The organism is Robertmurraya sp. (genome assembly GCF_036676585.1).
Classification (GTDB): Bacteria; Bacillota; Bacilli; order Bacillales; family Cytobacillaceae; genus Robertmurraya_A.
This window is the reverse complement of record NZ_JAKFCQ010000040.1, coordinates 55,057-70,909: the sequence shown is the minus strand read 5'-3', so window position 1 is coordinate 70,909 and position 15,853 is coordinate 55,057. Positions and strand designations below refer to the sequence as shown.

Sequence of the window (15,853 nt, the reverse complement as noted above, 5' to 3'; positions counted from 1 at the left end):
CAAAGTGTGAGTTAGGTACCCGTGAGTACGGAAAAAAGAACTTTGCGGTAACCAAAGTGTGAGTTAGGTACCCGTGAGCAAAGAAAAAAGAGCGTAGCGGTAACCAAAGTGTGAGTTAGGTTCCCGTGAGTACGGAAAAAAGAGCGTAGCGGTAATCAAAGTGTGGGTTAGGTTCCCATGAGCAAAGAAAAAAGAGCGTAGCGGTAACCAAAGTGTGGGTTAGGTTCCGGAGTAAAGAAAAAGGAGCATAGGTGGTCATCAAAGTAGGAGTTAGGTTCCTTTGAGCAGAGAGAAATGAGGTTAGCGGTAACCAAAGTGTGGGTTAGGTTCCCTTGAATACAGTAAAAAGATCTGAGCGATAATCAAAGTTTAAGTACAGTTTTCAAATTCAAAATAAATACTATATATGCATCATCTTTTTCACAATTTAACTTTTCAGAACAAAATGTGCTTTCCTACTATGGCCCCTTAATACAAAGTGTGATGACAACACCCGCCTCACAGTCTTCCTCGACTTCACCACACCCCCGCACCACTCATAAATCACATTCGTTGTTACTATCCGATCCGGAAACAGCAGCACAAACTCACGGACGCTTCTTACGATTGCATCGTCAATACTTTCAATTGTGCCGCATGTACAGACCAATCTCGTTTCTGTAGCTTCTTTGAAAAATGTATAGCAATGGGAACAATAAATTCCCTTCTGCAGCATCTCATAAGAATAATCAGGTTTCCTTTTTATAGGAGATGTCGTCAAATGATGAGAGAGAAGTTTATTTGCTATTTTCTCATGAAGATGAGTGGTTTTGGTGGGTTTGTTGGCAAGTGTTCTTAGTAAACGCTGGATTTGAGTAGGGTGGATAATGGGTGTTTTTATTGGGGCTTGATAGAGGGTGAACTCAGGATTAACAAACACTAAAAGCGGTTCGATAGGAAGCGTACAACCGTGTTCCTGCAAAAAGCGGCGCAGCAATGCTTCGCTTCTCTGCAACTGTTCTAGGGGATTTTTAATTTCCTTATCTGATGAAGCATACCAACGGTCTCCACTAACAAAAAAATCCCCTTCAAAGTTTTTCACTTCAAACAACAAAACGGATTCTTGAAAAATTGCTAGGGAATCCATTTGAAAAAGATTATTTCCGAACTCAAGCAGAACGTCATTTAACAGCAGAAACTCATTTGTCAATGTACTGACATATTCGTCAAACAACAATTCGCCAGCGTAGCCCTTTTCAAGATGTTGATAATGGCTTACATCTTTTTCACATAGGCTCATTCGTAAAAATAAACTGCGATATAACAATAGGGTTTCTGACTCTTTTCTCGATTTAAGTAACATCTTCCACATCCTTTTCTTTTCAGTGTATATCTTCTCAAATGATTTGTCTAAAAATTCATAAATGTATGCGTTTACACTTGTAAGCCTAATTGCCAACCAATATAATGGAAGTAGAGGTTTATTTTCATTTATGAATGAATACTCATTCATAACAAGTGCTTGAACAAATATACGAACAAATCACACAACAACACAACAACACAACAACACAACAACACAACAACACAACAACAAACACACACCTCAGACCACCATACGAACAAACCAAAACAACCAATAAAGGGGATGGAGCGATGAATTTATCTGCTCAGTTACACGAGACGGCAAAAGCATTGCCTCAAAAAACAGCGTATTATTTTAATGATGAGGCTAGCACGTATGCTGAATTGGATGGGGCAATTACGAAGTTTGCGTCAGGGCTAGAATCACTTGGGGTCAAAAAAGGGGATCATATTGCTTTACTTTTGGGGAATTCACCATATTTTGTTGTTAGTTTGTACGGAGCACTGCGATTAGGGGCAACAGTGATTCCGGTCAATCCGATTTATACTCCGGATGAAATTGGCTATATTATTAAAAACGGGGATGTAAAAACAGTAGTTGCACTGGACCTTTTACTTCCACTTGCAGAAAAAATGCATCATTTACTGCCTGAGGTTGAAAATTATATCATTTGTGAAACACCTCAAGGTAAGGAACGGGGACTTAATAATAGCAACTTAACGGTTGGAGATAAGCTACATACATTTACAAGCATACTCGCATCCGGTGACTTAAGCTATCAGGGACCAGAGCTTAATGAAGATGATGTGGCAGTGATTTTGTACACATCAGGTACAACTGGAAAGCCAAAGGGTGCCATGCTCACTCACAAAAATTTATACAGCAATGCAAAAGATACAGGCGATTATTTGAAAATGAACGATGATGACCGTGTCATTACCACTCTTCCAATGTTTCATGTGTTTTGTTTAACGGTCGCACTTAATGCACCTTTATTAAGTGGGGCAACCATTTTAATTGATCCAAAATTTAGTCCGGCTGAAATTTTCCGCTTATCAAAAAAATATCAACCGACTGTTTTTGCTGGTGTACCTACTATGTATAACTTCCTTTATCAATACGAAGCAGGTGATCCAAAGGACTTACAATCATTACGATTATGTATTTCTGGTGGTGCCTCGATGCCGGTTTCCTTACTGGAAAACTTTGAAAGGAAGTTCAACGTGCTTATTTCTGAAGGATACGGACTTTCAGAAGCTTCACCGGTTACTTGCTTTAATCCGCTTGATCGTCCGCGGAAAGCAGGTTCTATTGGTCAGTCCATTCTTCATGTGGAAAACAAGATTGTAAATGAATTAGGAGAAGAGGTTCCTGTTGGTCAAGTTGGTGAGCTTATCGTTTCCGGTCCCAATGTAATGAAGGGATATTATAAAATGCCAGAGGAAACACAGGCGGCCATTCGTAATGGTTGGTTATACACCGGTGATTTAGCTCGAAAGGATGAGGAAGGTTATTTTTATATCGTTGACCGGAAAAAGGACCTTATTCTTGTCGGTGGCTACAATGTGTATCCGAGAGAAGTAGAGGAAGTGCTTTATAGTCATCCAGATATTATCGAGGTGGCTGTGCTTGGCGTTCCTGATCCGGAACAAGGGGAAGCGGTCAAAAGTTATGTGGTAACAAAGAATGCAGAGCTAACAGAAGAGGACGTGCTTGCTTATTGCCGTGAGAGGTTAGCAAAATACAAGATTCCTAGTTCTGTAGATTTTCTTGAAGAGCTTCCAAAGAATACAACCGGGAAAATTTTACGAAGAGCGTTAAAACAACAAATCATTCAAGCATAGGATTAGAAAAAAGCAGGCTGAAATATGTCTGCTTTTTGATTGAAGGAGGAATGATCTGTGAGCCTTATACTTTTTGAAAAAAAGGACTTCATTGGTTTTGTTACTTTGCATCGTCCGGATGCCATGAATGCTTTCAATTATGACTCCTTGCTGCAACTTCAGGAAATTGTGCGAAAAGTTCGTCATGACCGTGAAGTGCGTGCTGTTCTAATCACCGGTTCAGGTAATAAAGCCTTTAGTGTGGGTGCTGATTTAAAGGAACGGAAACACCTCTCACCAGATGATGTGATGAGAAATGTGCACAAAATCGGAGAAGTATTTTCAGAAATAAGCGAGCTTCCTCAACCAACCATCGCGGCTATTAATGGATATGCCTTTGGTGGTGGAATGGAGCTGGCTCTAGCTTGTGATTTCCGTCTTGCGGTAAAAGGCACTAAAATGGGGTTGACCGAAACGAGCCTTGGAATCATACCAGGTGCAGGTGGTACACAGCGTTTACCACGTTTAATTGGTGAAACAAAAGCATTAGAGCTTATTTTAACTGCTAGAAAAATAACAGCTGAACAAGCAGAACAATTAGGGATCGTGAACAAAGTGACTGAATCGGATGCCCTTATGAATGAATCCTTAGAGCTGGCTAAGGAGATGCTGGCTAATGCACCTATTGCCCTTCAGCAAGCGAAATTTGCTGTTCGTCAAGGGATGAGTGTAGATTTGAATACGGCATTAAAGATTGAAAGGAAAGCTTATGAGGTAACGATACCAACCGAGGATCGGAAGGAAGCGTTACAAGCCTTTAGTGAAAAGAGAAAACCAAATTTTCAAGGAAAGTAGATAAAAGGGCCAGTCGGAAACGATTGGTTCTTTTTTGTAGTATAATAAATATTTAGAAAATTTATAAAAAAGACTTGTAGAAAATAACGGCTCCTTATATAATAATAGGTAGATATTTTAGTGCATAAAAGCATAAAAGTAAAAAAGTGATAGAGAGAGAGTAAGAGGGGGAAATATTATGCTAAGAAAAATGAAATCACTCGCTGCCATTTCGGTTGCAGGAGCATTATTCTTAAGTGGCTGTGGCAGCTCAGAAACAGATAATGCAAATGGAGATTCAGAAGTAAAGACACTTAAAGTCGGTGTAACTCAGATTGTGGAGCATCCATCGTTAGATGCGGCTCTTGAAGGCTTCCAAAAAGCGCTAAAAGAGGAAGGGCTTGAAGTGGAATATGATGTGCAAATTGCACAAGGAGACCAAAATAATAACCAATCGATTGCTAACAACTTTGTTGGTGATAAAGTGGACTTAATTTTTGCTAACTCAACACCAAGTGCATTGAGCGCGTTAAACGCAACGAAGGAAATTCCAATTGTGTTTACGTCTGTTACTGATCCAGTAGGTGCGGGTCTTGTAACGGCTATGGATCAGCCAGGAGATAATATTACTGGTACAACAGATACACATCCAGACGCGATTCCGAATATGGTTAATTTTATGAACGAGAACTTTAGTGGTGGTACGGTTGGAGTTATTTACAATTCAGGTGAACAAAATTCAGTTGCCCAAATTGATCTTGTGAAGGAAGCGCTAAAAGGGACAGACTTGAAGCTTGCTGAAGCTACAGTTTCTACTTCTTCTGAAGTAAAGCAAGCAGCTGAATCATTAATCGGTAAGGCGGATATGTTCTATATCATTACTGATAACACAGTTGTTTCAGCTTTAGAGTCTGTTATTCAAGTAGCTAATGATGAAGATTTACCATTGTTTGTAGGCGAGCTAGATTCGGTAAAACGCGGTGGTTTTGCAGGATTCGGCTTTGACTACGGTGATATTGGCTATGAAGCAGGAGTTATGGCTGCACAAATCCTAAAAGGTGAAAAGAAGGCATCAGAATTACCTGTTCAATATCCACAAAACCTAAAGCTATTAATCAACCAAACAGCTGCAAAGGAAATGGGTATTGAAATAAAGGATGAATGGAAAGAACTTGCGGAACTTGTAGACTAATGAATATTGGTTTGGGCTTCTGGATTTATTCCTTGAAGCCCTTCCGTATTTAAGAAAGGAGAAGCATCTATGTTTACAGCGATTTTTTCATCAGTGGAGGCAGGTGCCATTTATGCCCTTATGGCGCTTGGCGTGTACTTGTCTTTTAGAATACTAGACTTCCCCGATTTAACGGTGGATGGAAGCTTTGTAACCGGAGCATCAGTTGCTGCTATATTAATTGTGTCAGGTACCAATCCTTTTATCGCAACCATGGCGGCACTTGTCGCAGGATTTATTGCCGGTTGCATGACGGGGCTTCTTCACACCAAAGGAGGAATCAATCCCTTATTGTCTGGGATATTAATGATGATTGCTCTTTATTCGATCAACCTACGAATTATGGGGAAATCGAACGTTCCACTTTTATCAGAGGAAACAGTCATTACAAAGATTTCGGATTTTTGGACGAATTTAAATATTGATCAGACAATCGGCTCGTTGTTGGCTTCCATAGGGTTAGCCGACTATACTCCAAAAACATGGGGGATTTTGCTTTTTATGATCATCCTTGCATTTATTATTAAAGGATTGATCGATGCATTCTTAAAGACAGATATCGGCCTGGCGTTGCGCGCGACAGGTGACAATGAAACGATGATTCGAAGCTTTTCTGCTAACACGGATACGTTAAAAGTAATTGGTTTAGGTCTATCCAATGCCCTCGTTGCCTTCGCTGGGGCACTGATTGCTCAGTACAATGGATTTAGTGATGTTGGAATGGGTATTGGTATGATTATCATTGGTTTGGCATCGGTAATTATCGGGGAAGCAATCTTTGGGGCGAAAAAGATTGTTCGTGCGACCTTCGCTGTCATCGGTGGTGCGATCGTGTATCGAATTATTGTTACGTTGGCGTTACGAGTAGAGTTTTTAGAAACGGGAGATATGAAGTTAATTACTGCGATTATTGTTGTTTCTGCCCTTGTTGTTCCTAAGTTGGTTAATCAGCAAAAAGAAAGACAACGTAAGAAAAAACGCCTGCTTGAATCCGCATTAAGACAAAATAACTCCTTAGAGAAGAGTGGTGAACAGCTTGCTGCAGCTAAATCAGATTTATAAAGTGTTTAATGAAGGAACACCGGATGAAAAAATTGCCATTAATCATGTTAATTTGTCTTTGAATAAGGGAGACTTTGTCACTGTGATTGGAAGTAACGGAGCTGGGAAATCCACTCTTATGAACCTTATCTCTGGGAAAATGTTTCCTGATATTGGTCAGGTGAAGGTAGATGGCCAGGATGTTACTACAATGAAAGAGCATAAACGTTCCCGTCTCATTGGTCGGGTGTTTCAGGATCCAATGGCAGGAACAGCTCCTTCTATGACGATAGAAGAAAATTTAGCAATCGCCTATTCAAGAGCATCCTCACGAGGGTTGAGCAGAGGAGTAACCAAAAAACGCCGTGAATTTTTTATCGAAAAATTAGAGTCACTTCATCTAGGACTTGAAAATCGACTTCAGGCGAAGGTTGGACTTTTATCAGGAGGGGAGCGCCAAGCATTATCCTTATTGATGGCAACCTTTACGGATCCAAAAATCCTTCTTTTAGATGAGCATACAGCTGCTCTTGATCCATCACGAGCGGAGCTTATTACAAACCTAACTAGAGATATCGTGAATGAAACGAATTTAACGACGTTGATGGTCACCCATAATATGCAACAGGCACTTGATCTTGGTAACCGACTGATCATGATGGATAGTGGGCAAATCATTTTTGAAGCAAATGAAGAGGAAAAATCAAAGCTAACTGTCGAAAAGCTTCTAGAGGAATTCCAGCGTATTCGTGGTTCTAAAATGAGTAGTGACCGTTCGGTGCTTGTATAGAGAACACATCAGAGAGACTCTCTGTGTGTTTTCTTTTTTTGTGTCTCTTGATGGATATTATCTGTACAGGTATAATATTCGATATTGAGTTTCCAGTTTTATGTATTTTGTTAGATTCGTAGAGGATAGACAACATGGTGGTGAATTTTTTTGGAAGAAGTAGTTTCTGTTAGAAGTAACAGTGAGTTTCGAAAGGGAATACAAGCAGGATTGTCGATTGGCATTGGCTATTTTCCAATTGCGTTAACATTTGGTTTGCTCGCAAAAACAACAGGACTTACTGTTACTGAAACCGTACTAATGAGTATGATTGTATTCGCTGGTGCTTCTCAATATATTTCACTTAGCTTGCTCACGCTTGGTACAGGAGTATTTGAGATTGTATTAACAACATTTATTGTAAACATCAGACATTTTCTCATGTCAGCTTCCTTGAATGAAAAAGTTGAAAAGGAAGGGACTTCACTTAAAATGCTCTATTCATTTGGAATAACAGATGAGACGTTTTCTGTTGCCGCATTAAAAGATGGCAAGGTTTCGACTGGTTTTCTGTTTGGAGTCATTACCGTTTCATATTCGAGCTGGGTCATTAATTCTGGTTTAGGCCATATTATTGGTGCTTCTCTACCACAGACTCTTCAAGAAAGTATGTCTGTTGCTCTTTATGCGATGTTTATCGGACTTTTGGTTCCTTCGATGAAAAAGAGCGTGAAGGTGGTCTTTTTAGCGGTAATAGCCGCGAGTTTTAATACGATATTTACCATGACAGAAGTCCTTTCTACTGGCTGGTCCATTGTCGCTTCCACTTTGCTTTCAGCTATTATAGTGGAAGTTGTTCAAACACTAAGGGGACGGGAGGGAGAGCAGGAACATGAAAAGTGAGATTCTATGGATGATTGTCGGAATGGGATTTGTCACTTATATTCCAAGAATGCTTCCGTTCGTCCTTTTTAAAGGAAAAGAATTACCCACATTTTTGCAAGGAATTCTGAAAAACGTACCATATGCAACGCTTGGGGCACTAATATTCCCTGGCATATTATTTATTCAAGATGACCTTTGGTATGGTATCCTTGGGGCTGCAGCCGCGTTTATCGCTGCTTTTCTTGGTGCAAATGTAATAATAGTCGTTATTGGTTCAATCACGGTACTTACGGTGTATTCCTATTTTTTCTAAGCTGTTTCTCCCGGAGGAACAGTTTTTTTAATATCTTTTGGGATATAGTAATTACTGGTTCTAAATCCTATTTTTATTACTAAAATAAGTACAAAAGGATTGGACAAGGTGGAAAGGGGAGATATTTTTTGGCTAAGAAAATTGGCTTGTACGGTGTGCTTGCCTTTTGTTTATATGTACTCTTTTTTTACTGGTATTTATTTTATTTTTCACAATCAAGCTTGCCGTTTGAATACCAGGGTACGAAGGCAGATCCTGCTACTTTTTTTAATGAAAGAGAGTTAATGTTAACAGAAGAATACTCAAAAATTCGTAACTTCTTGTTTTTTATCTCGACCCCAATTGAATGGTTATTTTATTTGCTTATTCTATTGTTTGGTCTATCTAAGGCGTTTAAGCGCTGGTCGGAACAATCGGCCAAATATCGGATTCTCCAGCAGGCAATTTATTTAATTTGGTTGTCAGTAGCTGCCTTCATAGCTACGACTCCATTAAGCTATGTTAGCTATTCACTCTCAAAGAAATACAATATTTCAACACAATCCTTTTCGTCTTGGATGAAGGACGAGTTGATCGATTTTTGGATTAATTACGGTACTTTGTTTCTCATTGTGACCGTTATGTATTGGCTGATGAGAAAGAGCGGTAAGAAGTGGTGGTTTTATGCGTGGTTAATTTCCATACCGTTCACTTTATTTATGATGTTTTTACAGCCAGTAGTGATTGATCCATTGTACAATGATTTTTACCCTCTTAAAAATAAGGAGCTTGAGGCTAAAATCCTTGATATAGCCGACTCGGCTGGAATTCCTGCAGAGCATGTATTTGAAGTGAATATGGCAGAAAAGACGAATGCCCTCAATGCGTATGTAACAGGAATTGGATCCAATTCTAGAATTGTTTTATGGGATACGACTCTTAATCGATTAACAGAAGACCAAATTCTATTTATCATGGCTCATGAAATGGCACATTATGTGGAAAAGCATTTGTATATTGGAATTGCTGGGTATTTGGTGTTCTCCTTGCTAGGACTTTATATCATCTCGAGGTTAATGAGAGTGATTGTGAGCAGATGGGGAGAGGCATTAAAAATTTCTGCGGTTAACGATATTGGATCACTCCCACTGTTTCTTTTGCTGTTATCGATGCTAATGTATGTATCAAGTCCATTTTCAAATACGGTGTCACGATACCAAGAGATGCGTGCAGATCAATATGCAATTGAAATGACGCAGAATTCAGAGGCAGCGATTGGAACATTCCAAGAGCTAACAAAAGCGGGGCTTAGTCAGGTAAATCCACCTCTACTTGTAAAAATATTCCGTTATGGTCATCCAACCATGCTTGAGCGTATTACAAGAATTGAAGAATATGAACTTGAGCAAAGAAATCAGCAATAAGAAGAAAATGGGGCCCTTTAAAGGAGCCCCATTTTCTTCTTAAGTCCCAAATCTCTTCGTCAACAGCTTGTATTCATTTGATAGCTTAAAAAACTCTTGTCTGTTTCTTTCGTCAATGGCTTGATCAATTCGTTTTGTTAGTTTTTCTTTTTCCGCTTTTAACAATGATTCTGACAGCAGCATCTCAACGTACAAATCTAACACAAATGATTCCTTCGCTTTTTTACGATTCATGGCACTGGATTTCATTAGCTCTGTATAAGATTTTTCTTTCATTGAAATCACCTCTGATGTCTTTTTCATATTATATTTAACAATATAGAAAATATCAACAGAATTTTTAAAAAATTTAGAAAGTTTAAGTTTCAATTGTGAACTAATTCCGAATTTTTTACAAAATCTAATATTGTTTTTATTCAAGCTGATATGATAGGAGGTGAATCAAAATTGTGATAAGGAGATGAAAGAATGAGAATGCAGCATCAAAGAAATTTGGTAGAGGAGTACGAAATTAACCCATTTACGATGGTGATTATGCCTACTACGTATGGGTGCAAAACATATTCAAAGGTATATGAAACAGAAGATACTTGCCTTTCCCCTTTTAAGCCCATTGAAATAATAAAAAAGAGCTGTCAGTTTTTTGGATCAAGTTATGAAGGTAGAAAGGACGGAGTTAGACAGCTAACTGGAATCACACATAAGGTCCCCATTCCTGTTTCCCCTACAAATTTCATCTATTTTTTTCCAACCACTTCCCCCGATAATTCGGAATGTATTTGGCTTGCTCATGAGCATATCGTCGATTATAAAAAGGGTGATAAGAGTGAGACGACGGTCATGTTCACGAACAAGGAAGTCATGGATATTCCAATTTCCTACAACTCTTTTCACAACCAAATCTCAAGAACCTTGCTAGTACGATCCAAGTTAGGAAAGCGTCTAGAGGATACAAGAACCATGTATGTGAATTTTGGGAAAAAGATGAGGGCGTCAGAAAACCAACTGGATTACGGAAATTACGGGCATTAAGTCAACATAAACAGGAGCAGCTCTATGCTTCTGTTTTGTTATTTTGTCGCTTATATAAATAATACTCAAGCAGTTCTTGGACTTTGTTTCGAATTCTTGGATTAAAATAATTATGATGCTCTTCGTATCCTTTATAAAGAAAGGTGAACATCGTAAATGCTTCGTCGTGATTAGACTGGTATACTTTCATTTTATTTTTACTCATATAGCGCTTAATCTCACTAAGTTCCTTTTGGACGACCTTCATGGTTTCTTCAATTAAATGAAGATATGGTTCCTTTAACTTAATGGTACTTGTATTAACACTTTGAATGTCACGATTTAGAACGGTAAGTACCATTGGTAAGTAAATGGCCTGCTCAATCATATTTCTTTCTTCCGGTGGAATTCTAGTCATATTTATCGAACCTTTCAGACTAAAATAAGAACATTTGTTCTCTTTTATTTTATACGATTCAAGAGGGAAAGGCAAGATGCTAACTTTACCTATTTATTGGAATGTAGTAGTTGTGCGTTAGTTTGCGAAAAGAAAAAAGAAAAAATAAGTTTTTTAGAAGGAATAATATTTCTGTTATCGAAGTAAATAAGTAAATATGAAGGAGATGATATGGGTGAATAAAAGAACGTTAGTGGCAGAAGATTTATATCTACTAAAATCAGTAGCAGACCCCCAGCTAGCTAGCAATGGACAAGACCTTGTGTATATTCAAACGTCAATCGATGAAAAGAAAAATGATTATGTCTCCAATATTTTTTACATGAATGTAGAGGAGAAATCGGATCCTGTTCAATGGACTTTTGGTACGGAGCGAAATTTTTCTCCAAGATGGTCACCATGTGGTGAGAAGGTAGCGTTTGTTTCAACGAGAAGCGGTAAGGGACAGATATACATACTGCATAAAAAGGGTGGGGAAGCGAGACAGCTTACAAACATAGCTCATGGGGTTAGCAATCCGGTTTGGTCACCTGATGGAAAACAAATCGCTTTTACTACCGGGTTAAAATCAGGGGAAGAACTTAGTGAGAAAGAAGAGAAAAGTGAGGAAAATCCAAAGCTTCTCAAGCCATTAGTAGTAGAGAAGATGAAGTATAAATCGGATGCAGTCGGATTCCTAGATGAAAAAGTAAAACAGGTTGCTATCGTGAACGTTGAAAGTGGAGAGGTACAGCTGATTACTTCGGGCAATACGGATATCCATTTACAAAGCTGGTCCCCAGATGGGAATACACTTGCAGTATCAGCTGATCTAAGCGAAGATACAGATTTTTCGTTCATAAATGATTTCTTTTTATTAGATATAAAGACAAAAGAGCTAAGAAAAGTGACAGAAGGTACAGGTTATTTTGGCAGTGCTAGCTTTTCTCCGGATGGAAAATATATCGGATTGTTTGGTCACGAAAGAGAGTTTGAGAATGCGACTTTGACCAAGCTTTGGATTTATGATGTTGAGGGAGAAACATTATCTTGCTTAACGGAAGGTACTGACTTGCTTGTCGGAGACTTCGCAATCGGAGATTTTCATCAAGGGGTAGTCACTCCAGGTTTGCTTTGGGGAGAAAACAGTACGAGTTTTTATTTCTTGGCATCCGATCATGGAAATACAGTTCTATACTACGGTTCGGTAGAAGGCGAGCTGTATCCAGCATTGCTTGATAAGCAGCATGTATACGGTGCAACTACGGGTGGACAAGTGAATCGAGCAGTCGTTGCAATCAGTAAACCAACGGAGCCAGGAGATCTTTACCTATTGGATGTACCAACGGGAGAGCTTAAGCAACTGACAAATGTAAATAAAGAATTTCTTGAGGAGGTCGTCCTCGCAGAAGTGGAAGAAATTGAATGTACATCCACCGATAACTGGCAGTTACATGGTTGGATCATGAAGCCGGCTACATTCAATAAAGGTGAAAAGTATCCGTGTATTTTAGAAATTCACGGTGGACCTCACGCAATGTATGCCAATACGTATTTTCATGAATTTCAAATGTTAGCTGCAGCTGGATATGCTGTTTTATTTATAAATCCAAGAGGCAGTCACGGATACGGGCAGTCATTTGTTGATGCAGTACGTGGAGACTATGGTGGAAGAGATTATGCAGATTTAATGGATGCGGTCGATTATGCATTGAAAAAGTTTGACTTTATAGATGAAAATAAATTAGGGGTTACTGGCGGAAGTTATGGCGGCTTTATGACAAACTGGATTGTTGGACACACGAACCGATTTAAGGCGGCAGTTACTCAGCGCTCCATTTCGAACTGGATTAGCTTTTACGGAGTAAGTGATATAGGGTATTATTTTAACGCATGGCAAATAAAAGCGGAGCTTGAGGACTTAGATACATTGTGGAAGCATTCCCCACTCGCTTATGTAAAAAAGATAGAAACACCTCTCCTTATCCTGCATAGTGAAAAGGATTATCGTTGTCCAATCGAGCAGGCTGAGCAGTTATACATTGCGTTAAAGCATCGTAAAAAAGAAACGAAATTCGTGCGTTTCCCTGAATCGAATCATGAGTTATCAAGAAGCGGGAAGCCTAATTTAAGAATCGAGAGACTAAACCATATTCTTGGATGGTTTAAAGAATATATTCAATAATCTAGTAAGTACCCATGGGAAATGAGTCCTGTGGGTATTTTTGTCATAAAATGGGCGAATCCGTTCTCTTTTTCAATTAGGAGGTGTACAATATGAAAAAAAGGACCATGTTAGAATAATATGCAGCTTATTTACGTGAGGAGATTAAGTAATGGATGTAGAATTAATCAAAGCTTGGTTTACTCTTGAAAATATTATGGATTTAATAGAAAAATACCGTTCCTTTGGCCCACTACCGGGAATATTACTTCCATTACTAGAAGCGTTTCTTCCGTTTTTACCACTTTTCCTTTTTGTGATGGCAAATGCAAGTGCATTTGGATTATGGTTTGGATTTTTATTTTCTTGGATAGGTGCATCTGGTGGAGCATTAATTGTTTTTCTCTTAGTTAGGAAGTTTGGTCAAAAGAGAATATTAAACTTTTTAAAAAAGCATCCCCAAGTACAAAAACTCATGGTTTGGGTGGAGAACCATGGATTTGGACCACTGTTTTTACTTTTATGCTTTCCTTTTACACCATCAGCTGTTGTGAACATTGTAGCTGGTTTATCTAAAATAAGTATTGCTCAATATATGCTAGCTGTTTTGACCGGGAAAATGGTGATGATTTTTATGATTAGTTTTGTTGGCTACGATATACATTCTTTGATTACTCAACCCGTCCGTACAGCGATCGTTGGTTTTGTTATTATATTGCTTTGGTTTATAGGAAAAAGAATTGAGGCCCGTCTCAACCGTGTTGAAACGAGAGTAAGTGAACCGCAAAGATCAAAATAAAGGACGGATAGCAAACTAGGAGGAAAAGTATGAGATTACAGGGGAAAGTAGCAATCATTACAGGGGCGGCCAATGGAATTGGCTTTGCGGCAGCGAGTTTATTTGCGAGAGAAGGCGCAAAGGTGGCTTTAGCGGATTACGATGCCAGCTTAGGAGAAACAAAGACAGAGGAATTAAGGGCAAAGGGGTATAAAGTGGCTTTTTTTCAAGTAAATGTGGCTGATCGTGATAGTGTAAATGCAATGGTGGAGGAAGTAGTTGGTCGTTTTGGTGGGATTGATATTCTAGTGAATAATGCTGGTATTACTCGCGATGCGATGCTGTCGAAGTTAGCGGTAGAAGATTTTCAGCAAGTGCTTGATGTTAATTTAACTGGAGTATTTCATTGTACACAAGCCGTACTACCTATTTTAGTTTCTAACGGAAAAGGGAGAATCATTAATACGTCATCTGTCTCTGGAGTATACGGAAATGTGGGTCAAACCAATTATGCTGCCACCAAAGCAGGCGTGGTTGGTATGACAAAAACATGGGCCAAGGAGCTTGGGCGTAAAGGAATCAATGTAAACGCAGTGGCCCCAGGTTTTATCTCTACAGGAATGACAGCCAAGGTACCGGAAAAAGTATTAGAGCAAATGAAGATGATGGTCCCACTTGGTCGACTGGGAAATCCGGAAGACATTGCGAATGCTTACCTATACTTAGCATCGGATGAATCCAATTATGTGAATGGAACTGTGCTACATGTTGATGGAGGAATCATGATGTAATTTGAAGCTAGTCCAAATATTTGGGCTAGTTTTTTTGCGTTTTTTCCTGTGTAACTTTCGCGTAAAAGCGAATGGATGGGAAGAGAGGGAGGTCCTAATTGCCCGCCCAAACAAATCCCCCAAGGAACGGTCAAATAGAACCGCCAGCCAAACTCCTTCCATTCCTCACCTACTGCCTATTCAGCAAATACCCCGTAATGATCTGATTAACATAACTAGGCTGTCTGGTTGGCAGCTGGTGTGATTCTCCTTTTATAACAAAGATCTCGACATCAGCCAGTACTTTTTTATACGTTTTAATGTACGTATTAAACGAATCGGATCTACTTCCGTACATTAGCAGAACAGGTGCAGTGATTTTTGCTAAATCATCTTTGCAGTTAAAATGCATAACATCATAGTAGTATTTTGACCAGACGTTCGGGTTTGCTTTAAGCATATGCTCTTTTAACTCACGGCGAAGTTGTCTATCTTTTGTGTGAGCTATGGCAAGGCTAGTAGATAAAAGCTTCTTACCATTTTTTGCGATAAACACACCTAATCGATGCTCATTTTTTATCATCCAATGATCAACAATAGGATAACCACCAGATAATATGAGAGTATGGACTCTGTTTGGATGATGTATAGCCAAATATTGAGCAATTGCTCCACCAGAGGAATAACCAAAAATAACAGCCGCTGTAATAGTCAACTGATTCATTAACTCAATGATATCCTCGCCAAATCGTTTGACGGACACTTCTCTTTCCACATTGTATGAGCTGTCCCCGTGTCCAGGTAAATCGGGCAAAATAATACGGAAATGCTTGGATAAAGCTTTTTGCTCGTAAAAAACTTTCCTTCCCATGCCTGGAGGATGAAGGAAAATAATAGGAATTCCTTCACCGATATCTTCATAACAGATACGTTCATCATTACTTACAATGCTCTTCATGCAGTATCTCCTATCCATGTTTCTTTATGAATAGTATGTGAATAGTGAATGGTGTTCAAAGTAGGAATAAAATACCAGTTGATAAAATTATA

General features: G+C 39.0%; 16 protein-coding genes. 12 read left to right on the top strand and 4 right to left on the bottom strand.

The features are described from left to right. Positions 1–427 precede the first annotated feature (427 nt). Positions 428–1,342: a nuclease-related domain-containing protein gene (locus ACGLXV_RS05095; RefSeq protein WP_391557779.1), complete on the bottom strand. Its 915-nt coding sequence runs from the start codon at positions 1,340–1,342 to the stop codon at positions 428–430. 293 nt (positions 1,343–1,635) lie between these two features. Here ACGLXV_RS05095 and ACGLXV_RS05090 point away from each other — a divergent pair, with 293 nt between their 5' ends. The 8 genes from ACGLXV_RS05090 to ACGLXV_RS05055 all read left to right on the top strand — a co-directional run bounded on the left by ACGLXV_RS05090 (position 1,636) and on the right by ACGLXV_RS05055 (position 9,644). Next, complete coding sequence (locus tag ACGLXV_RS05090; RefSeq protein ID WP_391557778.1) at positions 1,636–3,189, top strand: fatty acid--CoA ligase family protein; 1,554 nt, start codon at positions 1,636–1,638, stop codon at positions 3,187–3,189. Between the two features lie 57 nt (positions 3,190–3,246). Continuing rightward, entirely contained in the window at positions 3,247–4,023 is a 777-nt protein-coding gene (locus ACGLXV_RS05085) for an enoyl-CoA hydratase-related protein (protein ID WP_391557777.1), read from the top strand. A gap of 178 nt (positions 4,024–4,201) precedes the next feature. Beyond that, the gene (locus ACGLXV_RS05080; RefSeq protein ID WP_119707160.1) at positions 4,202–5,194 is read left to right on the top strand and encodes an ABC transporter substrate-binding protein; all 993 of its coding nucleotides are present in this window, start codon (positions 4,202–4,204) and stop codon (positions 5,192–5,194) included. A gap of 69 nt (positions 5,195–5,263) precedes the next feature. Further along, positions 5,264–6,295: an ABC transporter permease gene (locus ACGLXV_RS05075; protein ID WP_391557776.1), complete on the top strand. Its 1,032-nt coding sequence runs from the start codon at positions 5,264–5,266 to the stop codon at positions 6,293–6,295. Then, on the top strand, positions 6,270–7,064 hold the full coding sequence (locus tag ACGLXV_RS05070; protein WP_391557775.1) for an ABC transporter ATP-binding protein: 795 nt from the start codon (positions 6,270–6,272) through the stop codon (positions 7,062–7,064). The genes ACGLXV_RS05075 and ACGLXV_RS05070 overlap by 26 nt, the downstream gene beginning before the upstream one ends. A gap of 150 nt (positions 7,065–7,214) precedes the next feature. After that, positions 7,215–7,946: an AzlC family ABC transporter permease gene (locus ACGLXV_RS05065; RefSeq protein WP_391557774.1), complete on the top strand. Its 732-nt coding sequence runs from the start codon at positions 7,215–7,217 to the stop codon at positions 7,944–7,946. Next, the gene (locus ACGLXV_RS05060) at positions 7,936–8,241 is read left to right on the top strand and encodes an AzlD domain-containing protein (protein WP_391557773.1); all 306 of its coding nucleotides are present in this window, start codon (positions 7,936–7,938) and stop codon (positions 8,239–8,241) included. The genes ACGLXV_RS05065 and ACGLXV_RS05060 overlap by 11 nt, the downstream gene beginning before the upstream one ends. Before the next feature lie 128 nt (positions 8,242–8,369). Continuing rightward, positions 8,370–9,644 (top strand): M48 family metallopeptidase, encoded by a 1,275-nt coding sequence (locus ACGLXV_RS05055; protein ID WP_391557772.1) that lies wholly within the window; start codon positions 8,370–8,372, stop codon positions 9,642–9,644. 39 nt (positions 9,645–9,683) lie between these two features. Here the strand turns inward: ACGLXV_RS05055 and ACGLXV_RS05050 are convergent, their stop codons facing one another. Next, positions 9,684–9,920 (bottom strand): IDEAL domain-containing protein, encoded by a 237-nt coding sequence (locus ACGLXV_RS05050; protein ID WP_119707166.1) that lies wholly within the window; start codon positions 9,918–9,920, stop codon positions 9,684–9,686. Between the two features lie 192 nt (positions 9,921–10,112). Here ACGLXV_RS05050 and ACGLXV_RS05045 point away from each other — a divergent pair, with 192 nt between their 5' ends. After that, complete coding sequence (locus ACGLXV_RS05045; RefSeq protein ID WP_240390688.1) at positions 10,113–10,676, top strand: competence protein ComK; 564 nt, start codon at positions 10,113–10,115, stop codon at positions 10,674–10,676. Between the two features lie 22 nt (positions 10,677–10,698). On the opposite strand, the gene ACGLXV_RS05040 is transcribed toward ACGLXV_RS05045, so the two are convergent. Continuing rightward, positions 10,699–11,073, bottom strand: coding sequence for a YhjD family protein (locus tag ACGLXV_RS05040; RefSeq protein ID WP_119707167.1), 375 nt, complete (start codon positions 11,071–11,073; stop codon positions 10,699–10,701). A gap of 205 nt (positions 11,074–11,278) precedes the next feature. Between ACGLXV_RS05040 and ACGLXV_RS05035 the strand changes: the two genes are divergently transcribed. The 3 genes from ACGLXV_RS05035 (at position 11,279) to fabG (ending at position 14,824) form a co-directional block, all read left to right on the top strand. Continuing rightward, positions 11,279–13,276, top strand: coding sequence for a S9 family peptidase (locus tag ACGLXV_RS05035; RefSeq protein ID WP_391557783.1), 1,998 nt, complete (start codon positions 11,279–11,281; stop codon positions 13,274–13,276). A 151-nt stretch (positions 13,277–13,427) separates the two neighbouring features. Next, positions 13,428–14,054 carry a TVP38/TMEM64 family protein gene (locus ACGLXV_RS05030; protein ID WP_119707168.1) on the top strand — a complete coding sequence of 209 codons (627 nt, stop codon included), beginning with the start codon at positions 13,428–13,430 and terminating at the stop codon, positions 14,052–14,054. 29 nt (positions 14,055–14,083) lie between these two features. After that, entirely contained in the window at positions 14,084–14,824 is a 741-nt protein-coding gene (fabG, locus tag ACGLXV_RS05025; protein ID WP_391557771.1) for a 3-oxoacyl-ACP reductase FabG, read from the top strand. A 169-nt stretch (positions 14,825–14,993) separates the two neighbouring features. Here fabG and ACGLXV_RS05020 read toward each other — a convergent pair whose 3' ends face one another. Further along, positions 14,994–15,761, bottom strand: coding sequence for an alpha/beta fold hydrolase (locus ACGLXV_RS05020; RefSeq protein WP_391557770.1), 768 nt, complete (start codon positions 15,759–15,761; stop codon positions 14,994–14,996). Between the last annotated feature and the right edge of the window lie 92 nt (positions 15,762–15,853).